At 39.4% G+C, this 16,079-nt stretch carries 14 protein-coding genes; 6 read left to right on the plus strand and 8 right to left on the minus strand.

Annotated features, from left to right (window positions below; all coding sequences use genetic code 11):
• The first annotated feature begins 146 nt into the window (after positions 1–146).
• Positions 147–2,570: a DUF5916 domain-containing protein gene (locus ACTJKN_RS22255; RefSeq protein WP_440827899.1), complete on the plus strand. Its 2,424-nt coding sequence runs from the start codon at positions 147–149 to the stop codon at positions 2,568–2,570.
• Between the two features lie 84 nt (positions 2,571–2,654).
• On the opposite strand, the gene ACTJKN_RS22260 is transcribed toward ACTJKN_RS22255, so the two are convergent.
• Positions 2,655–3,644, minus strand: coding sequence for a helix-turn-helix transcriptional regulator (locus tag ACTJKN_RS22260; protein WP_440827900.1), 990 nt, complete (start codon positions 3,642–3,644; stop codon positions 2,655–2,657).
• Between the two features lie 96 nt (positions 3,645–3,740).
• Here ACTJKN_RS22260 and ACTJKN_RS22265 point away from each other — a divergent pair, with 96 nt between their 5' ends.
• The gene (locus ACTJKN_RS22265; RefSeq protein ID WP_440827901.1) at positions 3,741–4,472 is read left to right on the plus strand and encodes a hypothetical protein; all 732 of its coding nucleotides are present in this window, start codon (positions 3,741–3,743) and stop codon (positions 4,470–4,472) included.
• 2 nt (positions 4,473–4,474) lie between these two features.
• Here ACTJKN_RS22265 and ACTJKN_RS22270 read toward each other — a convergent pair whose 3' ends face one another.
• The 7 genes from ACTJKN_RS22270 to ruvX form a co-directional block, all read right to left on the minus strand.
• On the minus strand, positions 4,475–5,497 hold the full coding sequence (locus ACTJKN_RS22270; RefSeq protein WP_440827902.1) for a DUF3078 domain-containing protein: 1,023 nt from the start codon (positions 5,495–5,497) through the stop codon (positions 4,475–4,477).
• 94 nt (positions 5,498–5,591) lie between these two features.
• On the minus strand, positions 5,592–5,915 hold the full coding sequence (locus tag ACTJKN_RS22275; protein ID WP_440827903.1) for a hypothetical protein: 324 nt from the start codon (positions 5,913–5,915) through the stop codon (positions 5,592–5,594).
• Positions 5,912–6,664 (minus strand): hypothetical protein, encoded by a 753-nt coding sequence (locus ACTJKN_RS22280; protein ID WP_440827904.1) that lies wholly within the window; start codon positions 6,662–6,664, stop codon positions 5,912–5,914. Before ACTJKN_RS22280 ends, ACTJKN_RS22275 begins: the two co-directional genes overlap by 4 nt.
• 48 nt (positions 6,665–6,712) lie before the next feature.
• Complete coding sequence (locus tag ACTJKN_RS22285; protein ID WP_440827905.1) at positions 6,713–7,555, minus strand: glucosaminidase domain-containing protein; 843 nt, start codon at positions 7,553–7,555, stop codon at positions 6,713–6,715.
• A gap of 78 nt (positions 7,556–7,633) precedes the next feature.
• Positions 7,634–8,311, minus strand: coding sequence for a glucosaminidase domain-containing protein (locus tag ACTJKN_RS22290; protein WP_440827906.1), 678 nt, complete (start codon positions 8,309–8,311; stop codon positions 7,634–7,636).
• A gap of 77 nt (positions 8,312–8,388) precedes the next feature.
• On the minus strand, positions 8,389–9,027 hold the full coding sequence (locus ACTJKN_RS22295; protein ID WP_440827907.1) for an O-methyltransferase: 639 nt from the start codon (positions 9,025–9,027) through the stop codon (positions 8,389–8,391).
• A 7-nt stretch (positions 9,028–9,034) separates the two neighbouring features.
• Positions 9,035–9,451, minus strand: coding sequence for a Holliday junction resolvase RuvX (gene ruvX / locus ACTJKN_RS22300; protein WP_025141594.1), 417 nt, complete (start codon positions 9,449–9,451; stop codon positions 9,035–9,037).
• 320 nt (positions 9,452–9,771) lie between these two features.
• On the opposite strand from ruvX, the gene ACTJKN_RS22305 reads away from it, so the two are divergent.
• From ACTJKN_RS22305 to ACTJKN_RS22320, 4 genes are all read left to right on the plus strand, one after another.
• Complete coding sequence (locus ACTJKN_RS22305; RefSeq protein WP_440827908.1) at positions 9,772–10,920, plus strand: DNA polymerase III subunit; 1,149 nt, start codon at positions 9,772–9,774, stop codon at positions 10,918–10,920.
• A 1-nt stretch (position 10,921) separates the two neighbouring features.
• Positions 10,922–12,439: a PSP1 domain-containing protein gene (locus ACTJKN_RS22310; protein ID WP_440827909.1), complete on the plus strand. Its 1,518-nt coding sequence runs from the start codon at positions 10,922–10,924 to the stop codon at positions 12,437–12,439.
• Positions 12,408–12,899, plus strand: a complete 492-nt coding sequence (locus tag ACTJKN_RS22315; RefSeq protein WP_440827910.1) for a gliding motility lipoprotein GldH — start codon at positions 12,408–12,410, stop codon at positions 12,897–12,899. The genes ACTJKN_RS22310 and ACTJKN_RS22315 overlap by 32 nt, the downstream gene beginning before the upstream one ends.
• A gap of 154 nt (positions 12,900–13,053) precedes the next feature.
• Entirely contained in the window at positions 13,054–15,912 is a 2,859-nt protein-coding gene (locus ACTJKN_RS22320) for a TonB-dependent receptor (protein WP_440827911.1), read from the plus strand.
• Positions 15,913–16,079: the final 167 nt, after the last annotated feature.

Below are 16,079 nucleotides of genomic sequence, written 5' to 3' on the forward strand. Positions count from 1 at the left end.
GTTTTTAATAAAAGGCAAATGTATCAAATTTTGCTTGTAAATCTTAGCAACTCAAAGTCAAAACTTTAGGAAGATGAATATTAAATTTTTCATTTGGTGCAACATTTTGTTTAAGGCATGGTCTTATACCTAACTAACCTAAACAAATGAAACGCTGCATCCTCCTTTTTTTTATATTTATTTGTGCTTTTTCCCAAGCTCAGGATATTTCGAAACAGCGCCAACTGGAAGCAAAAAGAACGCTGCAAAGCCCCAAAATAGATGGTGTTTTAGATGATGAGTGTTGGAATAATGTTCCAATTGCTACTGATTTTATTCAGATCAGGCCAAATCCAGGAAAGATAGAAACCCATGATCGGCGTACAGAAATGAAGGTGCTTTACGATGACGTTGCGATTTATGTTTATGCCCGGATGTACGATCACCCCGACAGTGTTTCGCATGAATTGGTGTCGAGGGACAATATTGGCAACGCCGATTTCATATCAATTATTGTCGATCCCTTTTACGATAAGATGAATGGAAATGGCTTTTTCGTTACCGCTGCCGGTGTTCAGTTTGATGCCAAATACTCGCAGGTGGGTGATGAAGATGCAAACTGGAACGCGGTGTGGGAAAGTGCTGTTAAAATTGATGATAAAGGCTGGACCTGCGAAATGAAGATCCCTTATTCGGCCCTGCGTTTCTCTGGTAAGGATGTCCAGAACTGGGGTTTGAATTTTAGCCGCAGGATACAACGGAGCAATACGCAGACATTTTGGAATTTTGTAGATCCTAAAGTTAATGGTTTTATCAATCAGGAAGGGTTGTGGATGGGCATAAAAGATGTTAAACCTCCGTTAAGATTATCTTTTTCGCCATATATTTCAGCTTATGTAAATCATTATCCGGTTAATTTGCCCGGGGTAAAAAACACAACCTCTCGGTTTAACGGGGGGATGGATGTTAAATACGGAATCAATAACAGTTTCACACTAGACATGACTTTAGTGCCCGATTTTGGGCAAGTGCAATCTGATAACCGGATATTAAACCTCACTCCTTTTGAAGTGAAATTTAATGAAAACCGACAATTTTTTACCGAAGGAACAGAATTGTTTAACAAAGGCGATCTGTTTTATTCAAAGCGCATCGGTTCTATCCCATCCTATTATAATTACAGCGGTGTGGGCAGCAGTGATAAAATTGTAAAAGATCAAACTGAAGCCAAGGTATTAAATGCTACAAAGATTTCAGGACGGACAGCAAAAGGACTGGGTATCGGGATATTTAATGCCATTACGAATAGCATGGAAACCGAGGTAGAGGACGCTCAGGGTAACCTTCGTATGGTAGAAACGCAACCGCTCACCAATTATAATATTCTGGTTTTCGATCAGTCGTTAAAAAACAACAGTTCGGCTACGTTTATCAACACAAATGTACTGAGGCAAGGTTCTGCTTACGATGCCAATGTAAGTGCTTTACTGTTTAACCTGAACAATAAGGGCAATAAATACTTTGTTAATGGCGCGGCTAAAATGAGCTCTTTAAGGGGTAAAGAAACCAATACCGGATATAGTTATGGGCTTAAGTTTGGTAAACAGAGCGGTAATTTCCTATGGAGCTATTCTCAGCAATACGCCGACGATAAATTCGATCCGTCTGATTTAGGCTTTTTTACCAACAACAATTTTTTAGATCAGGTAGCGGATTTCCATTATAATGTTTATAAACCAAGCAGTTGGTACAATCAGTTATTAAGCTACTTTAATGTTTTATACTCGAGGAGGGCTACGCCGGGTAGCTTCCAAACCTTTTCTGTAGAAGGCGGACCTTATGTTCAATTTAAAAACCTTTGGTCGGCAGAAATAAACGGGATCTATACCGCTGCAAAAAATGATTTCTACGAATCGAGAAACGGGCAGGTATATAAAGCTCCTGAAAGCTATAGCTTCGTGTTATATGTTAATCCCAATCGTGCAAAAGCTTATAACTTTGGTGGAAATTTCCGTTACAGAGAACAGGAACTTTTTAAGGGCAAAGAATATAACTTTTACTTTTTCCAAAACCTGCGGATAAATGATAAAATTGCTTTTGGTTTGGATCTTAATTTTAACCCGAATTATAATTATGTAAACTGGGTAACGGCACAGGGTGATAAAGCTATTTTCTCTATATATGACCGCAGAACGGTAGAAAACTCTTTCGATGCCAAATATACTTTTACCAATTTAATGGGATTTACGGTGGTGTTGAGACACTATTGGAGCGACAGAAGAAATAAAGAATATTTCCTGCTTAAACCTGATGGCAATTTAACCGATTATACTGGAGCGCCGCTAAATGGATTGGATAGAAATTACAATGTATTTAACATTGACTTAATTTACACCTGGCAGTTCGCGCCAGGCAGCACTTTATCTGTTTCCTATAAAGATGCGGCAGAAACTAACGACACTTATTATACACAGCGTTACAATAAAAATCTGAGCGGAATTTTAAATGCCCCTCAGAATAACAGCCTTTCGGTTAAGGTTTTGTATTATGTAGATTATTTGGACTTTAGGAAAAAAAGGAAAAAGGGTTAAGTTTTGGCCGTTCCTAGCCTTGGGTTTAAACCCAAGGCCAGGAAATGTACATCTAAGAATAAAGATTGTAACTAAGGACTAACCTTACCTTGCTTTACCAGGGCTTACGCCGAATTTTTTACTAAAGGCACTGCTGAAGTGCTGTACCGAAGAATAGCCCAGTTCATCGGAAATATTCTTGATATTTTTGCTGCTATCGGCCAGGAGTTCTTTGGCCCGCATCAATTTATAATCGCTTAAATAGCCAAAAACGGTATTCTGGAAAACCTCTTTAAAGCCTTGTTTCAGTTTAAATTCATTTATGCCTGCAACCTTTGCCAGTTCGGTTAAACATGGCGGATGATTGGCATTTGCTAACAAATATTCGCGTGCATAATAAATGCGGTCTTTATCGTAGGCTGATCTAATAGTAGAAGTGTCGGTTTTTTTTGCTGCAAGTTCAAAAGCCTGGGCTTGTAACGCTAAAAGTTCGAGGCATTTAGACTGCAGAAACAAGAGCTTTAATCCACCGGTAAACTGACAGTTCATAATATCATTTATACAACTGTGCATGGCTAAGCTGATGGGCAGGTTTTCTGATGAAAGCTCTACCGAACGGTTGTTCATGATTTTGTCGGCAAAGTTTTTTAGCAAAGTGCTGCTCTCGCCGGTTAAATCGATAAAACGTGATCGTTCGAAATTTACCTCGAAAAATTTATGCGGACCCCCTACCGAAAATTCTGCCATACCATCAAAATCAGGACTGTAAATAATATTGTGCTGATTGGCTTTGATATCCAGGCGTTTGTTGGTGAGGTAATTTTCCATAATGCCGCCGCCTGTAATTGAAAAATGAAGTTCAACCATATCGGGCTCATCAAAAGATTTAATGCGCAGGCGGCTCTTTTTCACGAGCATATCGCCGTAAACAATGTAAATACCCGAAAAAGCGATCTCCACAATCTCTGCATCGCCAAAGGGAAAGCTGTATTTGTCCCTTCTTTCGGTTACCAGTGCCTGATTAAATTCGTTATTGTCGAACTTGTTACCAACAATATAGTATTTATCATCACCATCATAAATGTTTAAAGCCATAAAATCCTTTTGATATAAACTTTAATCCTTTTGGTATAAAAAGATGCGTTTGTTAGACAATTACTTTTGTTCAAAGTTACTAAACAAAAGAATACGATGCCAAAATTACCATCATGGCTGGCCAACACTATGGAAAAAGTGATCAGCAATAAAATATATCAGGTAGAAGTTGTAGAAACTAAAATGTTAAGCAGCAACTTAAAGTGCGTTACCTTTAAAGGCGATTTTTTCGATGCCAAATTTATTCCTGGAATGGAAGTGCTGTTTAGAGTTAATGCAAACGAGTACCGACATTATACCCTATCTGCCTTTGATCAAATGAATGAAACCTGTGAGGTTATCTTTTATTTAAACAGACAAGGGCCTGGGCATAGTCTTGCGGTGAACATTCAGAAAGGAGATACTTTAAAGCTTATTCTAGACCGTGCGCGGATTAAATACAAGGAAGAATCTAATCAGCATTTCTTTTTTGGTGATGAAACCAGCCTGGGTTTATACGAATCGCTTGGGAAAAAAGTGGTAGATGCGGATCTGGAATATTTTGGCATTTTAGAGCTGCAGGAAGAAAACCTTTGCTCGGTTGAGCAGCTAAATCTATTGATCGATGTGGTGCCTTCTGATGTGGATACCCCTGCTAAAAACGCGATCAACTGGATGGAAAATATGCACCCGATGTGCTGGGAAATGTGGCAAAATGCTACTTTTTATCTAACAGGAAGAGCAAAGTCTATACAGCTGTTTAAAAGGTACCTAAAGCAAAGGGGAGTAAGCTTTAGGCAGATTGTTACGATGCCATACTGGGAAATCGGTAAAGTTGGCGGTGCCTAAGCCTATCTGGGAAAGGTAAAGCCAAAACCCAGGGCTAAGGTTTGACTGGCCTGTATCTTATTTGTTTGTGTATCTGCATCAAACAATAAAACCCCAGTTAAACTGGTGTTCATAAAGCGATTAATCTTCGCAGTTATGGCCACATCTAAACGGTGATCTATTTTAGACCATTCAAAGTCCTCATATGGAACAAACATCTGATATCGGGCCTTAAGATTGGTGTTCGTAAATACATCTTTATCAAATGCGCTTACTACTTGAAAAGCCAGTTCGTTACGTACCTTTTTACCTAATTCGACCCCATAAACGCTAGATTTTAGTTGTTTGGTTGGATCTGGATCAATGAAAAGTTTTTCGTCCAAAACAAAAGTTTGACGTGCAGTACCAGTACCTATACGTGTAGAAAAATATTTAACCGGTTTGTACTCGAAACCGATAGATTCTGTTAAATAACCCGGACCCATAAATTTTGAAATTAGGGTGGCGGTTTCTTGTCCGTTTGTAACGTTGTAAGAATAACCATTATCAAATTGGGATTCAAAACTTAACGATCCGAAGAAAAACCAGCTTTTAGAGAGTTGGAATGAGGCTTTATTATCCCAAAAAATACGGTCGTTGGTTTTCTTTTGCAGCTGATCTTTATTTTTGATTTTACCATATTGTAAAACAACTTCACTAATATAACTATAGCTGTTTTTATTGTATTCTGCTTTCCAGTTTAACAATCCACCAACAGCCACAGAGTTAGTACCCCCACCTTTCCAGTTGTTACTGAACTGGGCCTGGTTAACATTAATGCCGATGCTGGTTTTTGTTTTCCAGTAATTAATCTTGGCGTTTACCACCAAGGGCTTAATTTTTACAGGTTCAAAGTTTAATGGTCCTTGTCTGCTCGGCAAAGGACTACGCTTTAATTTTATATTCAGGTCTTTTGTATTGATCGGAACAGTATCAATTTCCTGTGCATATAATTTTGTAGAGCAAAAACTTAGAATCAGGATTATGGCAGCTAAACAGTTCTTCATTACCTACAAAGAAAAAGAAAAATTTTAGAGATAAAAAGCATTTAACAAAATGATTGTCAGATTGACAATTGAATTGGAGATGAAAACTATTGTTTCAGATCTTTTTAAACCAGCCGTACCAATTACCCTTTTTTAAGTAATTTAAATCATTTTCATGCTCATAGGCTTCCTGCTCAAAAACGATGTTACGGTAGGCTAAATCGTGGTTACGGCATTTAATAAGATTAACCAGGTAGTTAATCAGATACAAAATATAAAAAGGGAAAATAAGCAATTCTAATTGCTGGCGTAAATGGATTTTTTCGTGGTTAATAATAATTGGATCGCTCTTAAACCGCGGCGATTTTAACAGGATAAACGGAAAGATTGCCATGCCCGCTGCCGGAAGTTTTTTAACGATGATAATAGGCGCCCTCACAGCTTATCGATGGTTATTTTGGGCAATGGAGGCAATTGCAGTGCTTTCGGGTTTAACCTGTAGCTTTTATAGGCATTTCTGATAAACTGATTAAAAGAATAATCATTAGCATCGAGCACAAACTGGTAAGTTGGGCGGTATTGCTGCATAAAATCAGTAAGTTCAGCATCTTTTATACCTAATACCTGGCTAACCAAACTGGCGCTGAAACGATAATCGATCAAGTCTTCACGATAGTCTTTTTCCAGGATTTTTTGAAGGTGGCGGGCATTTCTTCCTTGCTTGCTTAACAGGTTATAGATCGCATCGATACCTAAACCAACACCACCGTTACCTAAATTCAATAAATCTTTACTACTTCCTTTCATGGTTTGGTAACGATATTCCTGAACATTTTTTTCGTATTGCTGCTGCGGACTTAATCTTTTTTGTTGAATAAGTACATCGCGCAGTCTTATGCCCAACGATCTGAGTTGAAAGTATGCGGCAGTTTGTCCCTTAAAAACAATAGTATCTACCCCATAGCCCGATAAAGCCGCAACTAAGGTATCACCTGGGAGAGCAAAGGTGCTAAACTCACCTTTGGTATTGTTGTATAAACCATCGCCTGTACGGATGTTATAAATATAAACCTTCGCCAAACGCTGCTTTGTTTCTTTATCAATAACAATTCCCTGCACAGGTTTATTCTGCGCATGAAGCAACGTAGAGAAGCCTAAAGCAAGTATAAAGGGAAGAAAAAATTTCATTAAGCTACAAAACTACAAATATCTGGCAGGCAATGTTTGTACTTAACATTATTTAACCTTAAGTACTTGACCCAGTTTAATAGCGTCGGTACTCATTTCATTCAGCATTTTTAACTGATCGACCGTTAAATTAAAACGTTTTGCAATATTATAGAGTGTATCTCCTTTAACAACGGTATAAGTACCATCGGCAAGAATGGGTTTAGCTCCGGCAGGTGGGGTTTCCACTGGCGTAAATTTAGCCTTTTCCTGCGGAATATTCTGGTTGATTTCTGAAAAGACACGATCCTCTCTGGCAATCTTTTGCTTTTCGCTTTCTGGTTGATCGTATTGGTAAAGCTGGTATTTTTCGATGGTATTGATCAATAAATCCGGGTATTTTGGATTGGTGGCATATCCGGCTGTTTTTAGTCCCTGTGCCCAACTTTTGTAGTCATTTTTGTCCAACTGGAAGAGAAAGCTGTAGCGTTTGCGCTTTAAAAACTCAGAGTGATCCCTAAAAGATTCGCGGGCATCTTTATACACCCTGAAACAGTCGTTTTTTTGATCATCGTCCCGGAAGTAGTTTTTTCCCTTCCAATCTGATGTACATTTAATGCCAAAATGATTGTTTGCGTATTTGGCCAGGTCACTATTTCCACTGCCCGATTCTAAAATTCCCTGCGCCAATGTAATACTTGCAGGGATCCCGTTTGCATTCATTTCTTCAACTGCCACTCCTTTAAACTCATCAATGTAACTTAAAGTATTGTAACTTTTGTACGAATTGTTGTTGGCTTTGTTAGCTGCTTTTTCTATTTGCTTATTGTTTTTAGAAAATTTCCGCGTACCGCAAGAACTAAAAAATAGGAGGATTGCTGCTATGAGGATGTAATGGCTGTATGAACGCATTGATGTTATGATTTGTTTAATCGGTTAATTGTTGGAATTGGTTTAACTGTATGGCTTTATCGACTTTGGACTCATGACTTAAAATTTCAACTTCTGTCCTGGTTTTAAGTTCGCTTTTTTTATGCCATTTTTCTGCATGAGGGCTTTAACGGTGGTGCCTTTCTTTTTTGCAATTATACTTAGGTTGTCTCCAGATTTTACAGTATAAGTTTTGGCTGTTCTTCTGCTTTTGCTACGGTGGTGAACTGGCGCTGCATAAACAGGCTCTTCATATCCTTCTGGCCTTTCATCATATTGGTAGAGTTCGTATTTTTTAATTAAGCCAATTACCTGGCTGGCCCAGCTTCTACTGCTGGCATAACCGCAACGGCGGATTCCGTAAGCCCAGCCTTTGTAATCGTATTGATCGTATTTTTCAAAAAGATTATTAAAAGGCTTTCGGGTTTCCATAATTTCTACAAAATGGCTGTAAGATTCATCGGCATTTAAATAATCGCGGTAGGATGAACGGATTTCGGCATTGTTATTCGGGCCTTTTACTCCAAAATGATTATTGAGGTGTTGTGCGATTTTACTGTTTCCTGCAGCCGATTCGTGTATGGCAACAGCTAAAATAACGCTGGCCGGAATTTTATGATCGTGCATTAAACCCTGTGCATATTCTACATGCTCTGCAATATATTCTTCCGTATCTTGCGCTCTTGCAACAATTGCTGTTAAAAGGAGCAGACAAAAAGTAAAGATTTTTTTAGTCATGGTTAACTGTAAAAATTGTTTAATTGGTTAACTTACGATTAACCGATTAAAATAATTAACCGATTAACCACTATATGTTAAGCTTTCTTCCTAATCACAAACAAACCATCGCGAACAGGTAATATCAATTTTTCAACCCGTTCATCTGCAGCTATTTTATCATTAAAACTAGTAATATTTCTGGTGTCTTTATCCTGTTTCTCTTGCAGTACTTTTCCACTCCATAGCACATTATCCACAATGATAATTCCGCCCGGGCGAACGCGATCAAAAATCAGATCGTAATAGGTGCCATTGTTTTTCTTGTCGGCATCGATAAAAACAATGTCGAAAACTTCGTCTAAACCCGCTATTGTGGTGGTGGCATCGCCTAAGATGTAGTTGATCTGATCATTAAATGCAGATTGCGCAAAGTTGCGGCACACCATATCTTCTAATTCTTCATTAATATCCAGCGTATACAACAGGCCATCTTTGGTTAAACCTTCAGCAAGGCATAAAGTAGCATAACCGGTAAAAGTGCCAATTTCTAAAATCCTTTTAGGGGAAATCATTTTGCTCAGCATGCTCAAAACCCGCCCCTGATAGTGGCCAGATAACATGCGGGGCATTAAAACTTTAAGATTGGTCTCGCGGTCTATCTGTTGAAGCAATTCGCTTTCAGGTTCGCAATAGGCTATTAGTAAATCCTGTAAATCGTCGTTTATTAGGCTCATTTGTTGGTTATAAACGGTTACTTTCCATAAAATATTGTAAAATGATGGTTGCGGCAATGGTATCAACCCGATCTTTATCTCTTCTGTCCATTTTTTTTAGGCCACTTTGCATAATGGCCTGATGGGCAAGTTTAGAGGTAAAACGTTCATCAACCCAATGCCTTGGGATATCGGGGAATGATTTTTTTAGCAGTGTAGCAAAACCCTTTACATGTTGTGCCGAATCAGACGGAGAACCATCCATTTGTTTAGGGTCGCCCAATACAAAAGCCTCCACCTGCTCGGTTAGCATATACTTTTTAACATATTCAATCACATCTTTTGGGTGCACCGTATCCAGTCCTGTCGCGATAATCTGCAAGGGATCGGTTACCGCGATACCGATGCGTTTTGTTCCGTAATCAAATGCGAGGATCCGTGCCATAAAAATAGTTAAGCGTTGGGTGTTTGGCGTAAAGCGCTTAGCCCCGTTTAAAAATAAAAGCCAAAGGTAAGGTTTTTTAGGAAATGGGTTTTTCGGCAAAGAAGCTTCTTCAGCACCCATCTAAACCCTATTGCAGCGGCATCCCCAAATTAGTTCAATTTGGGATATAGCGGAAAGAGGGGCTGAACTGAACAAAAGCACTACCGAAACCTGCTTTTCTAAAAAATAAAATGTCTTTTTAATCTAAAAAACGCAGATTCTGAAACAAGTTCAGAATGACGAGGCCGTGAATCTCATATCTATTTCTTATTTTGCACCAAATGCAGTTTAAAGAAATCATCGGACAGGAAAGAGTGAAGCAACAATTGGTGCAAACGGTTAAAGAAAACCGCATTAGTCATGCGCAACTGTTTTTGTCGCCTGCTGGTTCTGGCGCTGTACCGCTGGCTATTGCCTATGCACAATACATTAATTGCCTTAACAAAGGCGAAAATGATAGTTGCGGCGAATGTTCGAGCTGTAGAAAATACGAACGTCTTATCCACCCAGATCTCCATTTCTCCTATCCTTTTTTTGCTTCTGCGAGTGTGAAAACAGCTGTTGATGTATTGGAAGAATGGCGGGGCATGTTAATGCATGACCCATATTTCGATATGGATATCTGGCGCTCTAAACTCGATGCCGCCAATAAACAGGCTAATATTAATATTGCCGAATGCCACGATATTATTAAAAAACTAAGTTATAAAGCCTTCGAAGCCGAAACCAAGGTTTTAATTATGTGGCTGCCCGAATATTTGGATAAGGCCGGAAATGCGCTGCTCAAATTAATTGAAGAACCACCAGCAAATACTTTATTTATTTTAATTGCACAAAGTCAGGATCAGATTTTAACTACCATTTTATCCAGAACGCAAATTGTGAAAATCCCAAAACTTTCATCAGAAGAGGTAACTGGATATTTATTAAATGCGAGTGGATTAAGCGAGCACCAGGCTATTGATTACTCATTTTTGGCCGATGGAAATTTAATTGAAGCAAAAGCACTGGCTGCCGATACACAAAGTGATAGTTCGGGTACATTTACGGCCTGGTTGCGGATGGGTTTTGGTAACAAAGTACCCGATCTGATCGAGTTTACCGACGAAGCAGCGAAGTGGGGAAGAGAAAACCAGAAGAATTTTTTAAAATATGGCGTAAATTATTTACGCGAATGCTGTTTAATTTTAAGTGGTGCTGAAGAATTGGTGAAATTACCCCCCCTAACCTTCGAAACGGCGAAAAAACTCAGTACACACGTACTTACCTTGCCTATGGCAGAGGCTATAATAGGCGAACTGGAAAAGGCACATTACCACATTGAAAGAAACGCAAACCCGAAAATTCTGTTTTTAGATGTATCTTTACAATTGGTAAAAATTATCAAGTTTAAAACGCTCCCTACGGGGACTCAATATATATACAATTAATATGGGATGTGGAAGTTGTTCAACAGGTGGTGGCTGCACCCCTAATGGATGCAAAAGTAATGGCTCATGCGGCACCGGTGGTTGCCAAACAATGGAAGTTCACGATTGGCTGTCTAATTTGGATATGCCTTCTAATTATAAACCTTTTCAGGTTACAGAAATCAAATTTAAAGGCTCACGCAAAGAGTTTTTTCTCAATAACGATAACATTTACCTCGAAATCGGGGAACTTGTTGCCGTTGAAGGGCCAACTGGCGGTTTTGATGTGGGGCATGTTTCGCTTACGGGCGAACTGGTAAGGATCCAGATGAAACGCCGTAAAACGGCACTCGATCAGGTAACCAAAAAAATCTACCGTAAGGCTACAGAAGCTGATGTAGAAAAATGGAATGCTGCTAAAGGGATGGAGTGGGAAACGATGCACAAAGCCCGTAAACTAGCCTTGGATCTTCGTTTACAGATGAAAATCAGTGATGTAGATTATCAGGCCGATAAAACGAAAGCCACTTTCTTTTATACAGCAGATGGACGTGTGGATTTCCGTGAGCTCATTAAAAAAATGGCGGAGAGTTTCCGTATCAGGATTGAAATGCGCCAGATTGGGATGCGTCAGGAGGCTGGCCGTTTAGGTGGAATCGGCTCCTGCGGCAGAGAATTATGCTGTTCAACCTGGTTAACCAACTTCAAAACTGTATCTACGGCTGCGGCTCGTTATCAAAACTTATCCCTAAATACTTTAAAGCTTGCTGGGCAGTGTGGTAAATTAAAATGCTGTTTAAACTATGAGCTGGATACCTATTTGGATGCTTTAAAAGATATTCCCGATAGAATTGAAAACCTTGATACGGAGGCTGGTTATGCCCGTCACCAAAAAACAGATATTTTCAAAAAAATAATGTGGTTTAGTTACATGGGTGATGAAAACTGGATTCCGGTTAAAGCTGCGCGTGTAAAAGAGATCATGGCGATGAACAAGGCAGGCAAAAAAGCGCCTAACTTAAAAGAAGAGGCCGTTCAGATTGCTGCGCCGGTTGTGGTAGAAAAATCTTTCGATTACGAAAATGTAGTTGGTCAGGATAGTTTAACCCGCTTAGATGAACGCTCGCGGGGTAAAAACAACCAGAACAAAAACAACCAGAAAAACAACCGCAACAACAACCAAAATAAAAGAGAAAGAATTCCTGCCGGAGATAAAAATGCAGGGCCTAATAATAAGACTCAGCAACCTCAACAGGGTGTGCAGAAAGCTCAACAAGGCGGAAAACAACAGCCTAATGGACCAAAGCCACAACAGGCAGTGCCTAAACCACAGCATGTAAATGGCCCAAAACCTCAAAACAATAAGCCAAAACAACAGCAGCCACAAGCGCAAAAGCCTGTAGTAAAAGCTGAAGGAAATGTAGCGGCCGAAGGTGTTAAGCCAGAACAGAGCAAAAATAAGAATAGAAATAACCGTAGGAAAAATAATAACCGCCGAAACAATAATAATGGCTCAGAAAATAAACCTGCTGCTGAATAAAAAGCAAATAATTTTGCTTGGCTTTTTATTAATGGTTACCCTATTTATGGGCTGTATGGTCAGCGTAATTGATAGTAATATAGAAATTGCCGACCGCAGGTGGACCTACCGTAACCATATTTCGATGCCGTTTGAGATTAAGGATAATACCAAGACTTACAACATTTATTTTAAGCTTAGACATACCGCCAATTATAAATATGCCAATATTTTTATCCTTGCCCATTTTAAAGATGGCAAGAAGATGATAACCCGGCGTTATCAATACAAACTCGCCAAAAATGATGGCGAATGGTTGGGCAGTGGTTCCGGAAATATGTTTAGTTATACCCTGCCGATGTTAACCAACTATCATTTTCCCCGAAATGGTAAGTTTGAGGTCGAAGTTGAGCAGAATATGCGCGATAATCCACTTGTAGAGATAAGCGATGTTGGTTTATTGATTGAGGAAGCAAAATAAGTTTTGTTTTCACTTAAAATCTATTGATTTTTTAGCCAATTGTCATTGTTTATTTGTCTTTCAATGTATTTTCCGAAATTTTATTTGGAAAAATTAGGTCTCGCGCTAAATCTTTGTAATAAAATTGTTATTATTGTTTATAAACCTATGAACTATGATACGAATTTTACTCAAAAACATTCTACCCCTTCTCCTCTTTCTAACTTCTACTCAATTATTAGCCCAAGGCTTAAAAGGTAAGGTAACCGATTCTACAGGCTTAGCTATTCCAGGTGCTACAGTTCAGGTAGTTGGCTCAAAAGTTGGAACATCATCCGATGGAAATGGACTTTATGCCTTAAAGTTTCCTTCACCCGGGGCTTATAAAGTCAGAATTTCTTTTACCGGCTATCAAACTTCCGAAGTAGCTGTTCAGATTGATAATACCGTAAAAACCATGGATTTTGCATTGCAGGATGCGAAAGAACTGTTAAGTGATGTAGTTGTGGTCGGATCAAGATCAACGCCGAGAACGAACATCGAAAGTGTGGTACCTGTTGATCTGATTTCTACAAAAGATGTTAAGGTATTTGCCCAAACAGATTTAACGCAGATTCTAAACTTTGTGGCGCCATCTTTTAGCTCTAACCGGCAAACCGTTGCTGATGGAACCGATCACATCGATCCTGCATCTTTACGCGGTTTAGGACCAGATCAGGTTTTGGTGCTGGTAAACGGAAAACGTAGGCATACTACAGCATTGGTAAACATTAACGGTACTTTTGGCCGTGGTTCTGTTGGAACCGATTTAAATTCCATCCCGGTTTCGGCAATAGAACGCATTGAGGTGCTGCGCGATGGCGCAGCGGCGCAGTACGGTTCGGATGCCATTGCAGGGGTAATCAACATTGTATTAAAAAAGGTAACACCATATAGTTTTTCTACCTCTTTTGGTCAGTCTTCATCAAGTGCTTTGGGTCGCGATTTTAGCGATGGCAGAACTTTTCAGGCAGATTTTAGCAAGGGATGGGCATTTAAAAATGATAAAGGTTTCATTAATTTTGCGGCACAATACCTCCAAAGAGGCTATACCAACAGGGGTGGCTTAGACACCCGTCCGTTATTATATTCTGCGAGCCCAACTAAAGGTTCAACAGAAACCGAAGCTGATTTCCAAGCCCGTTTTGCAAGCTTAAAGGCCGCTGATGATGCAAGGGCAAGAGCAAATGGCTTGGATAGAAACAACATGCGCGTGGGTAACTCCGATTCGAAAAATGGAGGTGGTTTTTTAAACGGACAGTTTAATTTTGGTAAAACCACTCAATTATACTATGCAGCTGGCTTTACCCATAAAACAGGTAGTGCGGCAGGATTTTATCGCCTGCCAACACAAACAACACAGATTGATTTATCTATCTATCCTAATGGATTTTTGCCTTTCATCGATACCAAGATTAATGATTATTCATTCTCTGCCGGATTAAGAGGTAAAATAGGCACTTGGGATTACGACCTGAGTAATACAAGTGGAGAAAATACCATTGAATTTAATATTGACAATACGGTAAATGCCTCTTTACCAACAGGCACTAGCCCTACTTCGTTTTATGCAGGAGAATTGCTGTTCAGGCAAAACACCAGTAATCTTGATTTAAGCAAAAAGCACACTTTTGACGGTGGATTTTTAACTTCATTAAATACGGCCTTTGGCGGAGAATTCAGGATAGATAATTACCAGATCAAAGAAGGGGAGTTTTTGTCCTATTCAAATGGTGGAAGATTGATCGGGACATCCCCTACGGCATCAGGTGCGCAGGTATTCCCGGGCTTTAAGCCGAGCAACGCATTGGATAAATCGAGGCACAATGTTGGTGCCTATGCCGATCTTGAAGCTGAATTTGGTCCCCGGGTAACTTTAGGGGCCGCGGGCCGTTATGAAAATTATAGTGATTTCGGTTCTAACTTCTCGTATAAATTTACGGGTAAGGTTATGCTTTTTGGAGATGTTTCCATCCGTGGCGCGTATGCCACAGGATTTAGGGCGCCATCTTTACACCAACAATATTTTAACAATGAAAGTACACAGTTTGTAGGCACCAATGCAACGCAGGTTTTAACAGTAAATAATGCCAATCCTATTGTTGCTCAGTTTGGTGTTGGCGCATTAAAACCTGAAATTTCTAAATCGGGAAGTTTAGGTTTAGCAGGCAAAATCGCCAAAACCTTTACTTTTACCATCGATGCTTATAACATTGATATCAGCGACCGTATTGTTTTCTCCAGTCAATATGCCCGCGAACGTGCTGGCGGTGTTTTAGTGCCAACCGGCGTGGTAAATCAGATTTTAAATACGGTAGATCCAGCGGCACAAATTAACAGTGTCCAGTTTTTTACCAACGCCATTACTACCAATACCGCAGGTATCGATGTGGTTTTAACCAATAGGTTCAATTTGGGTGCAAAAAGCAGCTTAGTTTTAAGTGTTGCCGGAAATTTAAACAAAACCGTGGTGAGAAGTATCCAGGGTTCTGATAAAATTGAAAGTGATCCTACATTAAAGGCTAAACTTTTCGATCGTTTAGAACGCTCCCGTTTCGAAAGTTCTGTGCCTAAAAACAAACTGAATATTACCGCAACCTATAATGTAAATAAACTATCGTTTGTGGCAAGAACAGTTCGTTTTGGCGAGGTTACCTATTTAAATGCAATTGATCCGAATGTTGCTGCCAATGGCTTACCAACACAATTGGATCAGACCTTTGCACCAAAATGGATAACAGATTTCTCGGTAAGTTATGCAGCAAATAAAACCTGGTCGGTAACCGTTGGGGCCAATAATATTTTTGATGTTTACCCTGATAAATTATATATCGATCCGCGTAATAATGAAAATAATTTGAGCGGAAACGCTGCGAGTAATTATTCTGGGGGATTAGACAATACCTCGAATGGTAGGTTTTTGTACTCAAGAGCCGTTAGCCAGTTTGGTTTTAGTGGTAGGTATGTGTATGGCAAAATTGCCTGTACATTTTAATTCTAGCCTAGAGCCATTTCTTTAACTTAAGGGGAAAAGCATTGAAAGATCGTCCTTTAGATTTGTATAATGGAATTATAGTTTATTTTTATCTATTAATAATATACAAATATTACCTAACTCGGTAGCGGCTCATTAACAGATCGTCAAGGTTTTTATACCTATGC

The sequence above is a fragment of the Pedobacter sp. 22163 genome (assembly GCF_052045595.1).
Classification (GTDB): Bacteria; Bacteroidota; Bacteroidia; order Sphingobacteriales; family Sphingobacteriaceae; genus Pedobacter.

Coding starts and splice junctions, on each gene's coding strand:
- ACTJKN_RS22255 (WP_440827899.1), top strand. CDS start 147: ATGAAACGCTGCATCCTCCTTTTTTTTATATTTATTTGTGCTTTTTCC.
- ACTJKN_RS22260 (WP_440827900.1), bottom strand. CDS start 3,644: ATGGCTTTAAACATTTATGATGGTGATGATAAATACTATATTGTTGGT.
- ACTJKN_RS22265 (WP_440827901.1), top strand. CDS start 3,741: ATGCCAAAATTACCATCATGGCTGGCCAACACTATGGAAAAAGTGATC.
- ACTJKN_RS22270 (WP_440827902.1), bottom strand. CDS start 5,497: ATGAAGAACTGTTTAGCTGCCATAATCCTGATTCTAAGTTTTTGCTCT.
- ACTJKN_RS22280 (WP_440827904.1), bottom strand. CDS start 6,664: ATGAAATTTTTTCTTCCCTTTATACTTGCTTTAGGCTTCTCTACGTTG.
- ACTJKN_RS22285 (WP_440827905.1), bottom strand. CDS start 7,555: ATGCGTTCATACAGCCATTACATCCTCATAGCAGCAATCCTCCTATTT.
- ACTJKN_RS22290 (WP_440827906.1), bottom strand. CDS start 8,311: ATGACTAAAAAAATCTTTACTTTTTGTCTGCTCCTTTTAACAGCAATT.
- ACTJKN_RS22295 (WP_440827907.1), bottom strand. CDS start 9,027: ATGAGCCTAATAAACGACGATTTACAGGATTTACTAATAGCCTATTGC.
- ruvX (WP_025141594.1), bottom strand. CDS start 9,451: ATGGCACGGATCCTCGCATTTGATTACGGAACAAAACGCATCGGTATC.
- ACTJKN_RS22305 (WP_440827908.1), top strand. CDS start 9,772: ATGCAGTTTAAAGAAATCATCGGACAGGAAAGAGTGAAGCAACAATTG.
- ACTJKN_RS22310 (WP_440827909.1), top strand. CDS start 10,922: ATGGGATGTGGAAGTTGTTCAACAGGTGGTGGCTGCACCCCTAATGGA.
- ACTJKN_RS22315 (WP_440827910.1), top strand. CDS start 12,408: ATGGCTCAGAAAATAAACCTGCTGCTGAATAAAAAGCAAATAATTTTG.
- ACTJKN_RS22320 (WP_440827911.1), top strand. CDS start 13,054: ATGATACGAATTTTACTCAAAAACATTCTACCCCTTCTCCTCTTTCTA.